Source organism: Thalassospira lohafexi (genome assembly GCF_002844275.1).
Taxonomy (GTDB): Bacteria; Pseudomonadota; Alphaproteobacteria; order Rhodospirillales; family Thalassospiraceae; genus Thalassospira; species Thalassospira lohafexi.
Map to the genome: position 1 here is coordinate 416,748 of NZ_NXGX01000005.1, position 17,452 is coordinate 434,199.

The window sequence follows — 17,452 nt, forward strand, 5'->3', positions numbered from 1 at the left end:
ATTTTCCGAGTTCACTGTGCCGCAAATAGCGCATATTTGATATTCCGCAAGGTTTCCAAGCCACATTCAAGCGATTATATCTCGCGTTCAGGCACATAAAACACAACCATAGGCCAACTGATGATTGTAGAGATCGGACATTACGCGCTGATACTGTCCCTTGTGATGGCAGTTGCCCAGTCGACCATCCCGTTTGTCGCGGCATCGCGCCGTGATCCGGTGTTGTTAATGATTGCGCCGCGTTTGGCCATCACATGTTTTGCACTCGTCGCGGCAAGCTTTGTTGCGCTGACCTATGCTTATGTGACCTCCGACTTTTCTGTTTTGAACGTTCTGGCCAACAGTCACACGTCCAAACCAATGATCTATAAAATCACCGGAGTCTGGGCCAATCACGAAGGGTCCATGTTGCTTTGGGTGATGATCTTGACCCTGTTTGGTGGGGCGGTTGCCGCCTTTGGTCGGAATTTACCGCCGACATTGCTTGCGCGTGTTCTGGGCGTTATGGGGCTGATCGCGGCCGGGTTTATTTTATTCATCGTTCTGACCTCCAACCCGTTTGAGCGCGTTTTGAACCCGCCACTTGATGGGGAAGGCATGAACCCGCTTTTGCAAGATCCGGGCATCGCCATCCATCCGCCCTTCCTGTATCTCGGCTATGTCGGGTTTTCTGTCGCCTTTGCCTTTGCCGTGGCTGCCCTGATTGAAGGCCGGGTTGATCCGGCGTGGGCACGTTGGGTGCGGCCCTGGACACTGGCGGCATGGGTCTTCCTGACCGCAGGTATTGGTCTTGGATCGTGGTGGGCCTATTACGAGCTTGGCTGGGGCGGCTGGTGGTTCTGGGACCCGGTCGAAAACGCATCCTTCATGCCTTGGTTGGCAGGAACGGCATTGCTGCATTCCGCCATCGTTGTTGAAAAGCGCGATGCGTTGAAAAGCTGGACGATCTTTCTGGCAATTCTGGCATTTTCCTTCTCGCTGCTTGGCACCTTCCTTGTGCGGTCGGGTGCGCTGACATCGGTGCATGCCTTTGCCACCGATCCGACACGCGGCGTATTTATCCTGTTCTTGCTGTTTGCCGCTGTTGGCGGGTCATTAACATTGTATGCGTGGCGCGCACCGACCCTTAGAGGCGGCGGGCTGTTTCAGCCGATTTCGCGCGAAGGGGCCTTGATTTTCAACAACGTGTTGCTGTCGATTGCCGCGGCCATGGTGTTGCTTGGCACGTTGTATCCGCTGTTGCTCGAAACCCTTACGGGTGAAAAGATTTCGGTTGGCGCGCCGTTCTTTAATGCGACATTCGTTCCGATCATGACGCCGGTGATTATTGCCATGGCATTTGGTCCGATGATGCCATGGAAACGGGCCGATCTGTTTGCCGTGATGGGCAAACTCAAGATTGCCTTGTCGGTTGCTGCCGTGGTCGTACTGGTTACGCTTTGGCTTTCGGGTGGTCCGGCCTTTGCCCTGTTTGGCATGGGGTTGGCTGCGTGGCTGTTTGTTGGCTCCATCCTTGAATGGGTGGGACGGATCAAACTGTTCCGGGCGCCTTTTGCCACCAGCCTGCGCCGCATGCGCGATTTGCCGCGCTCTGCCCATGGCACCATGCTGGCCCATGCCGGGGTCGCGATTGTGGTTGCGGGGATCACCGGATCACAGGCATGGACGCAAGAATCGGTGCAATCGCTTGGCATTGGGGAAAGTGCCCATATTGCCGATCATCGCTTTACACTGTCTGATATTCGCGAATATCAGGGGCCGAACTTTGTTGCCCGTGAAGCCACAGTGACCATTACCACGCCGGGCGAACGCACCATTGTTTTGACACCGGAAAAACGTGTCTACACGGTCGAAGGCATGCCAACCACCGAGGCAGGAATCCGTTCGGGCTTTACTGGTGATATCTATGCCGTCATCGGCGATCAGGATGAAAGTGGCAAATGGATCACGCGCTTTTACGTCAAACCGATGATCCCATGGATGTGGGCCGGTGGCCTTGTCATGGTGTTTGGCGGATTGATGTCATTGTCTGATCGGCGCTATCGCATTGGTGCGCCGGTTCGATCCCACAAAGCATCCGCCAAACCAGCCCCCGCAGAATAAGCGTCACGACAGGAAATATTTATGACCATCGCAATTGTTCTTGGCGCAGTTACCCTGCTGGTGGCGGGTTTTGTCTTGTGGCCGATATGGATAAACAGAAAACAAGCTCAGTCTGTTCGCAGTGACGCGAAAGAAAATCCGAGCGATACGAACATCGACAGCAAGCCGGATACTGCACCCGACATACTCAGGGCTGATGATGAAATTCTGCGCGACCTGGCAGTTTATCAGGACCAGCTGTCTGAAATTGATCGCGATATTGACCGTGGTGTCCTCACGACCGAGCAAGCCAGTGCCGCACGCATCGAAGTGCAACGACGTATCCTGAACGCAGATCAGCGCATCAAAGAACAATCGGCCGCCCAGATAAACATCAAAGGATCGCCCCGCCTGCGCCCATTGATTGCCGGGCTCGTCGCGCTGTTTTTGATCGGCGGGGTTGGACTTTATCTTGATCTTGGCAGCCCTGCCTTGCCCGATCGCCCGATTGCCAGTCGAACGGCAGAAATCAATGCCGTCCGTCAGGCCGAAGCCATGGGTCAAGACAGAAATGACGTCCTGAACCGGGCCGTAAGCGATCTTTCGCAAAAGCTTCTGGAAAACCCCGACAACATTCAAGGATGGGAATTGCTTGGTGCCAGCCTGATGGCGCTTGGCCGACCGGCGGAGGCCCAAACCGCCTTTCTTGAAGCGGTCAAGCTGTCAGGTCGGGATGGTGATTATCTGGCGATGTATGCCGAAAGTGTCATTCGCGCCGATAACGGCCAGATTAATGCCATCGCACGCGGCGCGTTGACCGAGGCGGCAAAGACAGACAGTACCGACCCCAGAATTCAGTATTATCTTGGCCTTGGCGATATTCAGGACGGCAATTACCCAGCGGCCATTGACCGGTGGGTCGTCCTTGCCAACAACGCACCGGCCGATGCGGGATGGCTTCCAATGGTGGTATCGCGCATACAAGATGCCGCATTGGCGCAAGGAATTGATATTGAAGGACGACTTGATGTCAAACCATCTCCCCCGATGATGGCCGGGCCAACCGAGGATGACGTCAAAGCTGCCGAGGAAATGACGCCACAAGAACGTCAGGAAATGATCGCGTCCATGGTTAACAATCTGGCCGAGCGCCTTGAAGCCGAGCCAGAAAATCCGGAAGGCTGGGCGCGTCTGATACGGGCCTATAGCGTGATCGGGGACATGGATGCAGCGCAGGCCGCCTATACCCGCGCGACCACCCAATTTGCGGACCGTTCGGAACTGGTTGCACGCTTCACAACACTGGCTGACGAGCTTGGTCTTCGCGTCAACTAGGGGTTTATGACGGGGTGCAATTTGATCATAAAAATTTTCAAATCCCCCCTTCTAACCGCCCTTAATGGATATTATGTATCATACTCACGAATAGGGATTTATACCCATACAGCACCCAAGCGCATTGATTTTTGCGTAAAAATGTGAGAATGAAACTTAACACCAGCCCAACCTAAATTAGGAACCACACATACATGAGCCAATTATTGCCAGAAACTGGTGGTTTTTAGTTGTTTCATTGACTAAAAAAACAATCGTAATATGCCGTAGAGATGGGATTTTCTTTGAAAAAACCCCTCCAAAAGGATAATCGGGACAATGTCACCTGCGACAAGCGGTAAGGCAAATAACCTGCTTCTGATTGAAGACAATCCGGGCGACGCACGGCTTGTTCGCGAAGCACTAAGGGAATTCAAACACCCGGTCGAATTGCACCACGTTAAGGATGCAATGACAGCGCTGCAGTTCCTGCAACAAGACGGCCCATACCGCAATGCCCCGCGCCCACGGCTCATCCTGCTTGATCTGAATATGCCGCGTAAAGACGGGCGCGAAATGCTGCACGATATCCGCAATGACCCAAACTCCGCGTCCATCCCTGTGATCGTACTCACAACATCCGGGGCGGAACACGATGTCGACCTATGTTATGCTGCCGGGGCAAACTGCTATTTGCGCAAACCTGTCGATGTGACAGAGTTCATTGATCTTATGAAAATGATCGAATCATTCTGGCTGGGACTTGCCTTAACCCCCACGCCGTAAACCACGCGTGCCAGCGAGACTGCCTTGTCCCTGCAGACTTCTCGATATTCCAGACATATCCCGGCAAGCTTACGCTTTTGCTTTCGCGAGTTGCGCCAACCCGGCATCGGGCTTTGGTCGTTATTCGCGACATTGGTCTTTGCCATCACGGTTCTTGCTGTTTGCACCAACCTGACTCAGACCATCCGCGATGCCACCTTGCAATCGGCTCAGCAAACCATAGGCGGGGATATTTCACTGCGGTTGTTTCACCGCACCCCAACCCCGGAAGAAATCGCCTTTCTTGAACGTTTTGGTCAGCTTAGCCTGACGGCAGAACAACGGATCATGGTTGCCTCCGAAAACGAAAGCACGTCAATCCTTGCCGAGATGAAGGCAGTTGACGGCACATATCCGCTGTATGGTGATCTGGTGCTGTCGTCAAATTCATCAATCAAGACGGCACTCGCGGTGCGAGATGGTATGCCCGGTACGATCGTCGCCAGCAGCCTTCTGGACACATTGCATCTGCGCCTTGGTGATCAGGTTACGCTTGGCGGGCAGGCTTTCATCATTCGCGATGTGATCAAAACCGAACCTGAACGCAGCTTCCGGCTTTTCTCACTCGGCCCACGGATCATCATTTCAAGTAACGCCTTTCAGACAACCAACCTTGGCACGACACAAAGCCAGGTTTACTGGTATGCCCGGCTGCGCCTTGATCCAAACAAACGCGCCCAAAGCGGTCAGATCATTGAGGCAATAGAAACAAAATTCCCCGACGCGGGATGGCGAATTGTCAATGCCGCCAATGGAATTCCGGGGATTGAGCGCATCAATGATTTTGCGATGGCGTTTGTCAGTTTGATTGGCATTGCCATCTTTGTGATTTGCGCAACGGCGATGCAAAATGCCCTGCGTGCTGATCTTGACCAACGCCAGCCGCGCTTTGCCATGTTGCGCAGCATGGGTGCAACACGCCAACAGGTGTTAGGTGCCATTGCCGCGCAGATCGGGTGCGTTACCCTCCTCGCCTTGGTCACTGGCGGCGTGCTTTCGCTGATGATTGAATATTTTGCTATGCCTGTTTTTGCAAATATGGCGGAGCTTGATATTGCGGTTTCTGTACCCGCATCCCTAAGCCGCTTTGGCGCAGTGGCGTTGTTTGTTGTCCTTCTCATCGCCCTGATATCTATAAGCCCGCTAACCAAGGCCAGCATCACATCGCCAAGCGCATTGTTTCGCCATCAATTGGCGCGACACATGGCATTGCCCCAAACCAGCACGAAACCACGTCAAACAGCGATTAGCGCACTGCTTTATGGCGGCATCCTCACTGCACTGCTGTCGATTTCCAGTAAACTAATCGGGTTTGGCTGGTTTTCTGTTGTCCTGATCGTTGGACTGATCTGTTGCCTGATACTTTTTGCGGTGATTTCTGTCGGGCTACGTCGGGGCTGCCGATATCTTTCGACCCGATCTTACAACCTGCCGCCGTCAGTTCGTTTGGCGTTGCGCAATATTGCGAGGCCCGGCGCGCCGACATTGACCGTCATGACATCAATCGGGCTGTCCGTGACCTGCCTGATGGCGGTCGTTTTATTTGCTATTCAGGCTGGCCATCATCTGACGTCGACATTGCCAAGTGACACACCTGATCTGGTGTTTTTTGATCTGCCGCCAGAAGATGGCCCGTCTTTTCGCGCGACGGCAGAAGCCATGGCAGCGGTCACTGGCGTTGATCAAATGCCGTTTATGCATGGACGGGTCACCCATATCAATCAAACCCCGATCAGCCAGATGAATGTTCCCCGGCGATACCAGTGGTTCGTACGGGGCGACCGTGGTCTTTCATGGACGGATCATCCGCATAAGGCCGCACAGGACAATCGCGTGGTCACAGGTGAGTGGTGGCGCACGGGGCATGATGCAGGGCGTCTCGCATCACTGGATGCGGATATAGCGCATGCCCTTGGCATTACCGTCGGCGATCAGATCACCCTTAATATGCTGGGCAAACCACAACAGGTCATGATTGCAAATCTTCGCAAGATCGACTGGACACGCCTTGCGCTTGATTTCCCGATCGTCCTGTCGCCACCGACAGAACCAATACCGCACGGGTTGATCAGTACCCTTGACCTGAGAAAGGTCGCCGATACCGGGCTAGACAAAGCCAAGACAGTCACATCTGTTCAAAGCGCGCTACAGCAACAGTTTCCAAATGTGCCGACGATCCGGGTGAAAGACGTTCTGGTTAAGCTTCAGATGCTTTTTGATCAGGTGGTCATCGCGATGATGGCGTTGACCCTGCTGGTAACGGCGGGGGCATGTCTGGTGGTGGTCAGTGGCCTTATTGCGCTACGCCAAGGCACGGCACAGGAACTTGCAATGCTGCGTGCCCTTGGCGTGCGACCGCGTCAAATAAACAGTATTGCCGCATGGGAAACCGGCATTTCGGTGGCTGGCAGTGGCTTTGTCGGCATTTTACTGGGCGGGGGGATCGCAACTTTGGCTGCACATGCCATTGGGGCAGAGGTCATTGCGTTTCCGGGCATGGCGGCAGGGGGTGCTATGCTGATGGTCACGCTGCTCGGCTTTGGTGCCGGGGGACTTTTGCAGCGGGTGGCGCTTAGCAGGCAACAAGGTTGGCGCGGTTAACCAACCGCCCGCTTATCTTGCAATGATCATTCCGAGCACCAACAAACAAAAAGGCCGCCTGCAAAAACAGGCGGCCTTTTTAAAATCGTAGAACCGACGCTTAGTTCGACAGGGCGGAAATCTGTGCCCGCGCAATTTCGAGCTCACGCTCGGCATTGGCTTTGTCGTGTGCCGTGCTGGCGGCCTTAAGAGCAGCATCTGCTGCTTCAAGACGTGCCTGCGCGTCGTCGGCTTTCAAATCGGAAACCGCAACCGCTTCTTCCGCCAGAATGGTGCAACGCTCGGGATTAACCTCTGCAACACCACCGGCGACGAAGATACGCTCGGAAACCTTACCACCTGCATAGATGTCGATGACACCCGGACGAATGGTCGAGATCATTGGTGCATGCTTTGGCAGCACACCAAAATTCCCTTCCATGCCCGGAACAACGACCATCTCGACCGGCTCGGATTTGAGCAGGGCAGACGGCGAAACAAGTTCCAGTACAGTCGTATCAGTCATGACAATCCTCGCTCCTTAGCCGGAGGGGGACCGAAACTGCCTTAGGCAGCTTCGGCCATCTTCTTGGCTTTTTCGATGGCTTCTTCGATGGTGCCGACCATGTAGAATGCCTGTTCAGGCATATGATCGTATTCACCAGCGCAGATCGCCGCGAAAGCTTTGATGGTGTCTTCGAGCTGAACGAACACGCCCGGGCTACCAGTAAAGACTTCTGCAACGTGGAAAGGCTGCGAAAGGAAACGCTGGATTTTACGGGCACGTGCCACGACCAGTTTGTCTTCTTCCGAAAGCTCGTCCATGCCGAGGATGGCGATGATGTCCTGAAGACCTTTGTAGGTCTGCAGAATACGCTGAACTTCACGTGCGGTTTCGTAGTGTTCCTTGCCGATGACACCCGGGTCGAGTGCACGCGAGGTAGAATCGAGCGGATCAACTGCCGGATAGATGCCGAGCTCGGCAATCTGACGGTTGAGCGTCGTGGTCGCGTCAAGGTGAGCAAACGAAGTTGCAGGTGCCGGATCGGTCAAGTCATCGGCCGGTACGTAAATTGCCTGAACCGAGGTAATAGAACCTTTTTTGGTCGAGGTAATACGTTCCTGCAGCGCGCCCATGTCGGTTGCCAGCGTCGGCTGATAACCCACAGCAGACGGGATACGACCGAGAAGAGCTGACACTTCCGAACCAGCCTGGGTAAAGCGGAAGATGTTATCGACGAAGAACAGAACGTCCTGGCCTTCTTCGTCACGGAAGTATTCCGCCAAAGTCAGACCGGTCAGAGCAACACGTGCACGTGCTCCCGGGGGTTCGTTCATCTGGCCATAGACCAGTGCAGCTTTTGAATCGCCTTCGAGATTGATAACGCCTGATTCCATCATCTCGTGATAGAGGTCGTTACCTTCACGGGTACGTTCGCCAACACCGGCAAAGACCGAATAACCACCATGGCCTTTGGCCACGTTGTTGATCAGTTCCATGATAAGGACGGTTTTACCAACGCCCGCACCACCGAACAGACCAATTTTACCACCCTTGGTGTACGGTGCGATAAGGTCGATGACCTTAATGCCGGTAACCAGGATTTCGGTGTCGGTTGACTGATCGATGAAAGCCGGAGCTTCGCGGTGGATCGGTGAGCGTTTTTCGGTTTTGACCGGACCACGTTCATCGACCGGCTCGCCGATCACGTTCAGGATACGACCAAGGGTTTCCGGACCAACCGGAACCGAGATCGCGTCACCGGTATCGATGACTTCCTGACCGCGCTGCAGACCTTCGGTGGTGTCCATCGCGATCGTACGGACCGCGCTTTCACCAAGATGCTGTGCAACTTCAAGAACCAGACGCTGACCGTTGTTGTCAACATGCAGCGCATTCAGAATGGGAGGCAGTTCGCCGTCGAATTTAACGTCGACGACGGCGCCCATTACCTGGGAAATTTTCCCCGCCTTCTTGTTCGCCATAGGTATTGTCTCCTGCTCGGACAAAACTATCCGTTAACTTCCTGCGACCCGCTTACAAAGCCTCGGCGCCGGAAATGATTTCAATCAGTTCATTGGTGATCTGAGCCTGACGTGAGCGGTTGTATTGGATGCTCAGTCGGTCGATCATGTCGCCGGCATTGCGGGTTGCGTTATCCATCGCGGACATACGCGCACCGTGCTCGGATGCACTGCTTTCCAGCATGGCACCGAAAATCTGGACGCCAACATTACGCGGCAGCAAGTCAGCCAAGATTGCTTCTTCGGACGGCTCATACTCATAAACCGCAGAAGAACCAGTGACTTCTTCTTCCTGCTCTTCAACATCTGCTCCCGCGAACGGAACCAGCTGCTGCGCTGTAACAACTTGCGAAATAGCCGACACGAACTTGTTGTAGAAGATCGTGCAGACGTCAAATTCGCCTTCTTCGTAAAGCGCCAGAACCTTGTCAGCAACTTCGGAAGCCGAAGAGAAATTAATCCCCTTCTTACCTTCGATGCCGATATACCGGGCGACAATGTCGCCACCAAATTCACGCTTAAGCGCATCTGCGCCTTTACGGCCAACACAGATCAGCTTCACGGTTTTGCCTTCGGCCTTAAGGGCACGAATTTTAAGACGTGATGCTTTTACGATCGATGCGTTGAAACCACCGCAAAGGCCGCGGTCCGCGGTGAAGACGACGAGCAGATGCACGTCATCCTTACCAGTACCGGCCAGAAGCTTTGGTGCCCCTTGCACTCCACCTACCGCAGCTGCGAGGCGGCCCAGCATCGTCCCCATGCGATCAGCATAGGGACGCGCTGCTTCCGCTGCATCCTGCGAACGGCGGAGCTTGGAGGCAGCCACCATCTTCATCGCCGAAGTAATTTTCTTCGTCGATTTGACGCTGGCAATGCGCGAGCGCAGATCCTTCAAACTAGCCATTGCGTTTCCTCCTTCGCCTAAAGTTCAAACTTACGCGAAGGTTTTCGCGAACTTGCTGAGGAACGCTTTAAGCTTGGTTTCGCTGTCATCAGACAGAACCTTCTCGGTGCGGATCGCATCAAGGATGTCAGCGCCACTCGAACGGATGTCCGACAGGAACTGCTCTTCGAAGGCGCGAATCTTGTTGATTGCAACACCGTCAAGGTAGCCTTTAACACCAGCGTAGATCACCACAACCTGCTCTTCGACTTTAAGCGGCGAGTACTGCGGCTGCTTGAGCAGCTCGGTCAGACGTGCGCCACGGGCCAGAAGTTTCTGGGTTGCCGGATCAAGATCCGATGCGAACTGTGCGAATGCTTCCATCTCACGATACTGAGCGAGTTCCAGCTTGATCGAGCCAGCAACCTGCTTCATCGCTTTGATCTGTGCGGACGAACCAACACGCGAAACCGACAGACCAACGTTCACAGCCGGGCGTACACCCTTATAGAACAGGTCGGTTTCAAGGAAGATCTGACCATCGGTGATCGAAATCACGTTGGTCGGAATAAACGCGGAAACGTCGTTGCCCTGGGTTTCAATAACCGGAAGTGCGGTCAGCGAGCCAGCGCCGTTTTCGTCGTTCATTTTCGCAGCACGTTCGAGCAAACGAGAGTGCAGATAGAAAACGTCACCCGGGAATGCTTCACGTCCCGGCGGACGGCGAAGCAGGAGCGACATCTGACGATATGCGACTGCCTGTTTGGACAGATCATCGTAGAAGATCGTTGCGTGCATGCCGTTGTCACGGAAGTACTCGCCCATTGCGCAAGCAACAAACGGTGCAAGGAACTGCATCGGTGCCGGATCAGAAGCGGTCGCAGCAACAATGATGGTGTTTTCCATCGCGCCACGTTCTTCAAGGACCTTAACAACCTGTGCAACGGTCGAACGTTTCTGACCAACAGCAACATAGATGCAGAACATCTTTTCGCTGTCGTTTTTCGCAGCATCGTTCACCGGCTTCTGGTTCAGAATGGTGTCGATGATGATGGCGGTTTTACCGGTCTGACGGTCACCAATGATCAGCTCACGCTGGCCACGGCCAATCGGGATCAGGGAGTCAATTGACTTGATACCGGTCTGTACTGGCTCGTGAACCGATTTACGCGGGATGATGCCCGGTGCTTTGACGTCAGCAAGACGACGTTCTTTTGCACCCAGATCACCTTTGCCGTCGATCGGGTTACCCAGTGCGTCAACGACGCGACCGAGAAGTTCTTTCCCAACCGGAACGTCAACGATGGCGCCAGTACGTTTAACCTGGTCACCTTCCTTGATCGTACGGTCAGAACCGAAGATCACGACACCAACGTTGTCTTCTTCGAGGTTAAGGGCCATGCCCTTAATACCACCTGGGAAGTCAACAAGCTCACCAGCCTGAACATTGTCCAGACCGTAAACACGGGCAATACCATCACCGACGGACAGAACCTGACCGACTTCGGCGACTTCGGCATCAGCACCAAAATTGGCAATCTGATCCTTAAGAATAGCGGAGATTTCCGCGGCGCGGATTTCCATCACGCAACCCCTTTCATAGCGAGCTCGAGCTTCTGAAGTTTAGTCCGAAGCGAGGCATCAAAAACCCGGGAGCCGACCTTGACGATAAGACCGCCAAGAACCGCCGGATCAATTTTAAGGTCCACTTTTACAGTGGCGCCGACAACTTCTTTGAGAGCGCCGGTAACGGCTTCGATTTGCTCTTTCTTCAGCTCGGCTGCCGAAGTCACCTGAGCGGTCACTTCGCCATTATGAGCTGAGAGCATGGAAAGGTAGGAATTGATTACGCCCGGCAGGACAAACAGACGACGCTTCTGACATAGAAGCCCAACTGTCTTCTTGGTCACCTCGGAAACACCGAGCTTATCAAGAAGAGCAGCCATCGCCTTGGCCTGCATATCCCGGGAAATCACGGGACTACGGAGAACATTCCGGAGCTCATCGCTTGTTGCGATGGCTTGGTCGAGCAATTCAAGATCACTTTTGACAGCATCAAGCTGCTTGGCCGATTTGGCCAAGTCAAATAGTGCTGTGGCATAGCGCCCTTGGAGCCCGGTCGCGGCAGTATTTTGGGACACCGGTGAAAGCCCTCAATTCTGGTTATGAGAACGACTCGGATACGTATAAAAAAATGGTTCCACGAAAGGGTTTCCTTCCGAGAAGCGAGCGTTTGGTATCACATGTCCTTTGCATGGGCAACCCCCGCGCAACCCCATTTGGACGGACTTTCTCATTCTTGCCTAAAGTTGTGGCAAAACCGCGCCTAATCACTGACGTTTCGCGACTTCTTACGACTATTTTATAACAAGCTGTTTCCCGCACTCCGTGGATTTCCTCTTGGCAAAATCGCTTTTTAGGTACGATTCCCCCGACTTTCTGATGGGGGCTCCCAACATCCGCCTCACTTAAAAGGTCAGATTCCCCAAAAAATGTGTAATCGACTTCACATTTTAACGGGCAAAGCGTCTGTTTTACGGATCAAGGCGCTTGCTCTGGGATCAAAATGAAGACGCCCAGACGAATAAGCCAACTGGTTTGCGACGTTGCCGACCGCGTCCACGGAAATGCAAATACCGTTAGCTTGGCCATCCCGAAAGACCTTCGCGTACATTCACCTCAATATAAGACGGCAGCGCGCAGATGCGATTGATGTAGCTGCGCAACACCGGTCGGGCAGTCGCGGCACATCCCATATGACGCGACCACCGCATTAACATGATCGCGAACATGTCGACCGTGCCAAATGTCGGGCCCATCAAATATGTTTGGCCCCGCAAAAGCCGTGCTTCGAAATCGTCCCACACCGAACTGATCCGTTTTTCAGCCAATGCCTTGACCGCAGCCGCACCTTTGGGGTCGCCGTCCTTGGCCGCATATAGCCAGTCACGCATCGCTGGCATCAATGTATTGGCAATATAAAGTGTCAGCTGCAGCCATTCAGCGCGTTGCGCGGTTTCTGGTTCTGGCAACAAGCCCGACCCCGGATGCCGCTCGGCCAGCAACATCATCAAAGCAACGGATTCACCGTATGGTGTATCATCTACGACAAGGGTCGGTACTCGACCCGTCGGATTGAGACGCAGATAGTCCTGATTGCGTTGCTGATTGCTGTCAATGTCGACCAGTACCGCCTCAAACGGCACATCCAGCTCAATTAACATCCAGTGCACTGCCATGCTCGCAGCACCCGGCGCATAAAAAAGCGTGTAACTCATAATGTATGCCTGAAAGTGATAAGGAAGGTTAGGCTCAGATATGTGACCCGGTACCGTCGCCCTTTTGCACCCATGTCCGCGACCGATTGATCGCCATTTTTCCGGCGACCTCCTGATCAAGATCAAGGCCAAACTGATCGGCAAGCCGATAGAGTAGAATTAAGACGTCGGCAGCTTCCTTGCCAATCTCGGCGTGATCTTGCGCGACAACGGCTTCTTTTAGCTCTTCCATCTCAAGCATTGCACGATCAACCAATGAGACCGGTGCGCTGACCGAACCAAACGTTGCTTCGGCCCAGTCGCACATGCTGCGCTGCGTTTCTGCCTTCGATGAATTTGTTTTGTAATTATTCACAAGAATTCATCCCATATAAAGTAAGTTGGCTGACGATGCTTTTAGCATAATTAATGAGAAGCACATGATCCATAGGCAGGACAGCAAAACCCATTGGCCGCTTCGCCGGGCGGTGCAGCTGCTTGCCATCATTGCGGGATTGATCATGCCCCAAACACCCGCACACGCCCGCACGCTGCTGATTGAAGGACTATCAGAGCCGCCGCTTAAATGGCTTTCGGGTAAGAACCCGCGCGGCATTGATGTCGATATCATGCGCGAAGTTTTGCGCGAAATGGACATCAAGGATTACGAGTTCCGCTTTGTCGATAGCGGCAAACGGCTGCTTCACAATGCAAGGCTCGGTTACTCCGACATCGTTCTGACACTGTCACAGAATGACGAAAGGTCGGCCTATCTGCTGTACCCTGATGAAAATCATCTGCTGCTGGATTGGCGCTTTGCCATTCGCGCCGACGACGTGCACACCATTCACTTTGATCAATATTCCGATTTGCGCGCCTATCGGGTTGGGGCCGCTGCGGGCTATTCATATACCCCGACATTTTGGAATTCAGATCTGGATATCGAAACAGTTGCCCGAAATGATCTTTTGATTCCCATGCTGCTCGAGAACCGGTTTGATATTGTCCCGGTCAATTATCTCAGCACCGTCTATGAGACGATCCAAAACGGATCCCGCGCCAAAATCGCCTTTTTGAACAACCCACTTCGGCGGGCTGCCTATTACAATCCATTTTCGCGCGCATCCGACTATCCGGACAAAGAGGTCTTTCTGGCCCAGTATGACGAAATCCTGCGTGACATGCGCCATGATGGCAGGCTGCTTACGATTTTTCGTCGCTATCTTGGCCCGGACGGGGTCGACTGGTGGAAATCGCAATACGGCAACTAAGCAACCGTAATAGAAGACATCTCCCCACATTAAGCCCGGCTACATGAAGCTATAGGGATCGATGTCGACCTGCACGCGCACACTGCCGGGTGTTTTGACCTTCGACAGCCACTCATGGATCAAGGCCTGCATTTTCACCGTTTTATCCGCACGTATCAAAAAGCGCCGGCGATAACGCCCACGCAACAAGGATAACGGGGCGGGGGCAGGCCCAAGTACCATCAAACCATCCCCGCGCGGGGCCGCCCGCCCGATCCGCCATGCGGCTTCATCGACTTCGTTTTCTTTTTTGCCACTTATAATAAGGGCTGCCAGTCGCCCATGCGGCGGCATGCCATGGGTCATGCGTTGCGATAGCTCGACCTCGTTAAAGGCATTGCGATCACCCGCGGCAATTGCCTTGATCACGCGGTTGGCCGGATCGGCGGTTTGCAGCATCACCGTACCCGGACGATCGCCACGTCCGGCACGCCCTGCCACCTGGGTTAGCAACTGATAGCTGCGTTCAGCTGCGCGCAAATCCCCACCCGCCAAGCCAAGGTCCGCATCAACCACCCCCACGAGGGTCAGCATAGGAAAGTGATACCCCTTGGCCAAAATCTGGGTGCCAATCAAAAGATCGACCTCGTGATTATGAACCCGCTGGACAAGCTCGGCAGCCGCCTTTGGCCCCATGATATTATCGGATGTCGCAACCTCGATCCGGATATTGGGGAATGTTTCGACCGCTTCTTCATAAAGCCGCTCAACCCCCGGCCCACAGGGCGCAAGCTTGCCTTCCGCACCACAGGCCGGGCAGGCATCAGGTGCCTTTGCCTGATAACCACAATGGTGACATTGCAATTTGCCCCATGCACGATGCTCCACCAGCCATGCTGTGCAGTTCGGGCATTGGAACCGATGCCCACAAGCCCGGCATAGGGTCAGCGGCGCATAGCCACGCCGGTTCAAAAACAGCATCGCCTGTTCGCCATTGGCGAATGTTTCCGCCAGTCGCTTTTTTAAGGTTGGCGTAATCCAGCGCAGACGTTCAGGTTTGTCTTGGCGAATGTCGATAACTTCAACACTTGGCAAGACGGCCGCCCCATGACGGCTGCCCAGTTCGACCCGGCAATAGCGCCCGGCATCAACATTGGCCAAGGTTTCCAGCGACGGGGTTGCCGATGCCAGAACAATCGGGATATTGCCCAGATGCGCACGGGTGACTGCCATGTCGCGGGCATGATAAATCACGCCATCTTCCTGCTTAAATGCATGTTCGTGTTCTTCGTCGACCACAATCAGCGCAAGATCGCGAAAGGGCAGGAAAAGTGCAGACCGCGCACCAACAACCAGTTGCACAGAGCCATCCGCCACCGCACGCCATGTATCACGGCGGCGCGCCTGCCCGACTTCGGAATGCCAAAGGGCTGGCACCACGCCAAACCGGTCGCGGAAACGTTGCAACCATTGGGCCGACAGGGCGATTTCCGGCAGCAGAACAACCACCTGCTTACCTTCGGCCAAGGCCGCACGGATCGGTTCAAAATAAACTTCGGTTTTGCCCGACCCCGTGATGCCATCGAGCAATGTGCAGGAAAATCCACCTGTATCGACCCGATCACATAATGCATCGGCTGCGATCGTTTGTTCATCGGACAGGTTCGGGCGCGGGATGGTCAAATCAGGCAGATCAAATGGCGATGGTGGTTTGACCATCAGGCGTCGCACAGCCCCGGCTTCGACCAGCCCCTTGATCACACTTGCCCCGGCCCCGGTTTCGCGCAGGACATCACCTTGCTCCATCGCAGGATTTTCGCCCAGAAATGCCAGAACACGTTTGCGCGGCGGGGTCATACGCAAACCTGATGCGTCGAAATCAGCGTTCAGCGTAAAACGGAAAATCGGTTTGGGTTGCTCAAGCGCGTCAGGCACGCTCATGGCCATGCGCAGCACCGCGCCTTGGGGTGCCATGGTATAGGCCGACACCCAATCAATGAATTTACGGGTGACATCGGGCATCGGCTCGGCGGGGAGAACACCATAAATTTCGCGCAGCTTACTTGGTTCGACGTCGCCCTTGGCATCGCCCCAGACCACCCCGCGCTGGGTTTGACGACCGAGCGGGATTTCCACAAAATCGCCAAATTGCACCGATATGCCTTCAGGCACGATGTAGTCATACGGCCCGGCGAGCGGCAACGGCGGAAGCACGCTTATGGTCTGGGCAGTCACCTGAAAGGCCGGATCATCAGCAAACAGATTTCCAGATGTGGCCTTTGCCGCGCTCATATATTATAAACCCCGTCGGAATGCCTGTCGGGCTGCTCGAAAAAACACCCTCGATGGCCCATGGCATAATAGAAAACGGTCCCACAGCTTGGATCTGGAACCGTCCATTGGATGGAGCCCGAACCTAGCAGCTAACCGCATCATCGAACAACGATCTTCAAACGACGATCTTCAAAAGGTCCGAATAGGAAATCCAATGAAGTTTTTCATCGATACTGCTGACATTGACGCAATCCGCGAAATCGCCATGTCTGGCCTCGTGGATGGTGTCACCACCAACCCCTCGCTGGTAGCAAAAACAGGCCGACCGTTTCTCGAACTGATCAAGGAAATTTGTGACGTCGTCGACGGCCCGGTCAGCGCAGAAGTTGCTGCGACCGATTACGACACCATGGTCGCAGAAGGCCGCAAGCTGGCAAAGATCGCCGACAATGTCGTCGTCAAACTGCCGCTGACCTCTGATGGCCTTAAAGCTTGCCGTACCTTTACCGACGAAGGCATTAAAACCAACGTCACACTTTGCTTCTCGGTTGGTCAGGCCATTCTGGCGGCCAAAGCCGGTGCAACCTATGTTTCGCCGTTCGTTGGCCGTCTGGATGATATTTCGTCCGATGGTATGCAGCTGATTGCTGACATCGTTGACGTTTATGGCAACTACCCGAACTGGACCACCGAAGTCCTCGTTGCTTCGGCACGTGGCCCGCAGCATGTTGTCGACTCGGCCCGTCTTGGTGCCGATGTTGTCACCATCCCGCCGCAGGTTCTGACCCAGTTGACCAAGCATCCGCTGACCGACAAGGGCCTTGAAACGTTCCTTGCTGACTGGGAAAAAACTGGCCAGTCGATTCTTTAATCTGGCCTGTCATCCCCCTGTTATCAGGTCATTGTCCTGATGGGCGGATAAAAGCCGACATTGCGTTCGGTTTTTAACATGCATTTAA

At 54.3% G+C, this 17,452-nt stretch carries 14 protein-coding genes; 6 read left to right on the forward strand and 8 right to left on the reverse strand.

The genetic code is table 11. The features are described from left to right. The first annotated feature begins 120 nt into the window (after positions 1-120). The 4 genes from COO92_RS14410 (at position 121) to COO92_RS14425 (ending at position 6,822) form a co-directional block, all read left to right on the forward strand. Positions 121-2,103, forward strand: coding sequence for a heme lyase CcmF/NrfE family subunit (locus COO92_RS14410; RefSeq protein WP_101303191.1), 1,983 nt, complete (start codon positions 121-123; stop codon positions 2,101-2,103). Between the two features lie 21 nt (positions 2,104-2,124). Beyond that, positions 2,125-3,417 (forward strand): c-type cytochrome biogenesis protein CcmI, encoded by a 1,293-nt coding sequence (ccmI, locus tag COO92_RS14415; RefSeq protein WP_101303193.1) that lies wholly within the window; start codon positions 2,125-2,127, stop codon positions 3,415-3,417. 318 nt (positions 3,418-3,735) lie between these two features. Continuing rightward, positions 3,736-4,182: a response regulator gene (locus COO92_RS14420; protein WP_022731711.1), complete on the forward strand. Its 447-nt coding sequence runs from the start codon at positions 3,736-3,738 to the stop codon at positions 4,180-4,182. 24 nt (positions 4,183-4,206) lie between these two features. Further along, positions 4,207-6,822, forward strand: a complete 2,616-nt coding sequence (locus COO92_RS14425) for an ABC transporter permease (protein WP_133125071.1) — start codon at positions 4,207-4,209, stop codon at positions 6,820-6,822. A gap of 100 nt (positions 6,823-6,922) precedes the next feature. Here COO92_RS14425 and atpC read toward each other — a convergent pair whose 3' ends face one another. The 7 genes from atpC to COO92_RS14460 form a co-directional block, all read right to left on the reverse strand. Then, on the reverse strand, positions 6,923-7,327 hold the full coding sequence (gene atpC, locus COO92_RS14430; RefSeq protein WP_022731713.1) for an ATP synthase F1 subunit epsilon: 405 nt from the start codon (positions 7,325-7,327) through the stop codon (positions 6,923-6,925). A 41-nt stretch (positions 7,328-7,368) separates the two neighbouring features. Then, positions 7,369-8,787, reverse strand: coding sequence for a F0F1 ATP synthase subunit beta (atpD, locus tag COO92_RS14435; RefSeq protein WP_022731714.1), 1,419 nt, complete (start codon positions 8,785-8,787; stop codon positions 7,369-7,371). 52 nt (positions 8,788-8,839) lie between these two features. Next, a complete protein-coding gene (locus tag COO92_RS14440) occupies positions 8,840-9,733 on the reverse strand; it encodes a F0F1 ATP synthase subunit gamma (protein ID WP_022731715.1) in 894 nt (297 codons plus the stop codon). Between the two features lie 30 nt (positions 9,734-9,763). Continuing rightward, positions 9,764-11,296, reverse strand: coding sequence for a F0F1 ATP synthase subunit alpha (atpA, locus tag COO92_RS14445; RefSeq protein WP_101303197.1), 1,533 nt, complete (start codon positions 11,294-11,296; stop codon positions 9,764-9,766). Beyond that, positions 11,296-11,853 (reverse strand): F0F1 ATP synthase subunit delta, encoded by a 558-nt coding sequence (locus tag COO92_RS14450; RefSeq protein ID WP_022731717.1) that lies wholly within the window; start codon positions 11,851-11,853, stop codon positions 11,296-11,298. The genes atpA and COO92_RS14450 overlap by 1 nt, the downstream gene beginning before the upstream one ends. Before the next feature lie 498 nt (positions 11,854-12,351). Continuing rightward, positions 12,352-12,990, reverse strand: a complete 639-nt coding sequence (locus COO92_RS14455) for a glutathione S-transferase family protein (protein WP_101303199.1) — start codon at positions 12,988-12,990, stop codon at positions 12,352-12,354. A 34-nt stretch (positions 12,991-13,024) separates the two neighbouring features. Beyond that, positions 13,025-13,345 (reverse strand): dATP/dGTP pyrophosphohydrolase domain-containing protein, encoded by a 321-nt coding sequence (locus COO92_RS14460; protein WP_240626446.1) that lies wholly within the window; start codon positions 13,343-13,345, stop codon positions 13,025-13,027. 64 nt (positions 13,346-13,409) lie between these two features. Between COO92_RS14460 and COO92_RS14465 the strand changes: the two genes are divergently transcribed. Beyond that, positions 13,410-14,240 carry a substrate-binding periplasmic protein gene (locus COO92_RS14465; RefSeq protein WP_101303201.1) on the forward strand — a complete coding sequence of 277 codons (831 nt, stop codon included), beginning with the start codon at positions 13,410-13,412 and terminating at the stop codon, positions 14,238-14,240. Between the two features lie 39 nt (positions 14,241-14,279). On the opposite strand, the gene COO92_RS14470 is transcribed toward COO92_RS14465, so the two are convergent. Further along, on the reverse strand, positions 14,280-16,511 hold the full coding sequence (locus COO92_RS14470) for a primosomal protein N' (protein WP_101303203.1): 2,232 nt from the start codon (positions 16,509-16,511) through the stop codon (positions 14,280-14,282). Positions 16,512-16,707: 196 nt separating this feature from the next. Between COO92_RS14470 and fsa the strand changes: the two genes are divergently transcribed. Beyond that, complete coding sequence (fsa, locus tag COO92_RS14475; RefSeq protein ID WP_022731722.1) at positions 16,708-17,364, forward strand: fructose-6-phosphate aldolase; 657 nt, start codon at positions 16,708-16,710, stop codon at positions 17,362-17,364. The last annotated feature ends 88 nt before the right edge of the window (positions 17,365-17,452 follow it).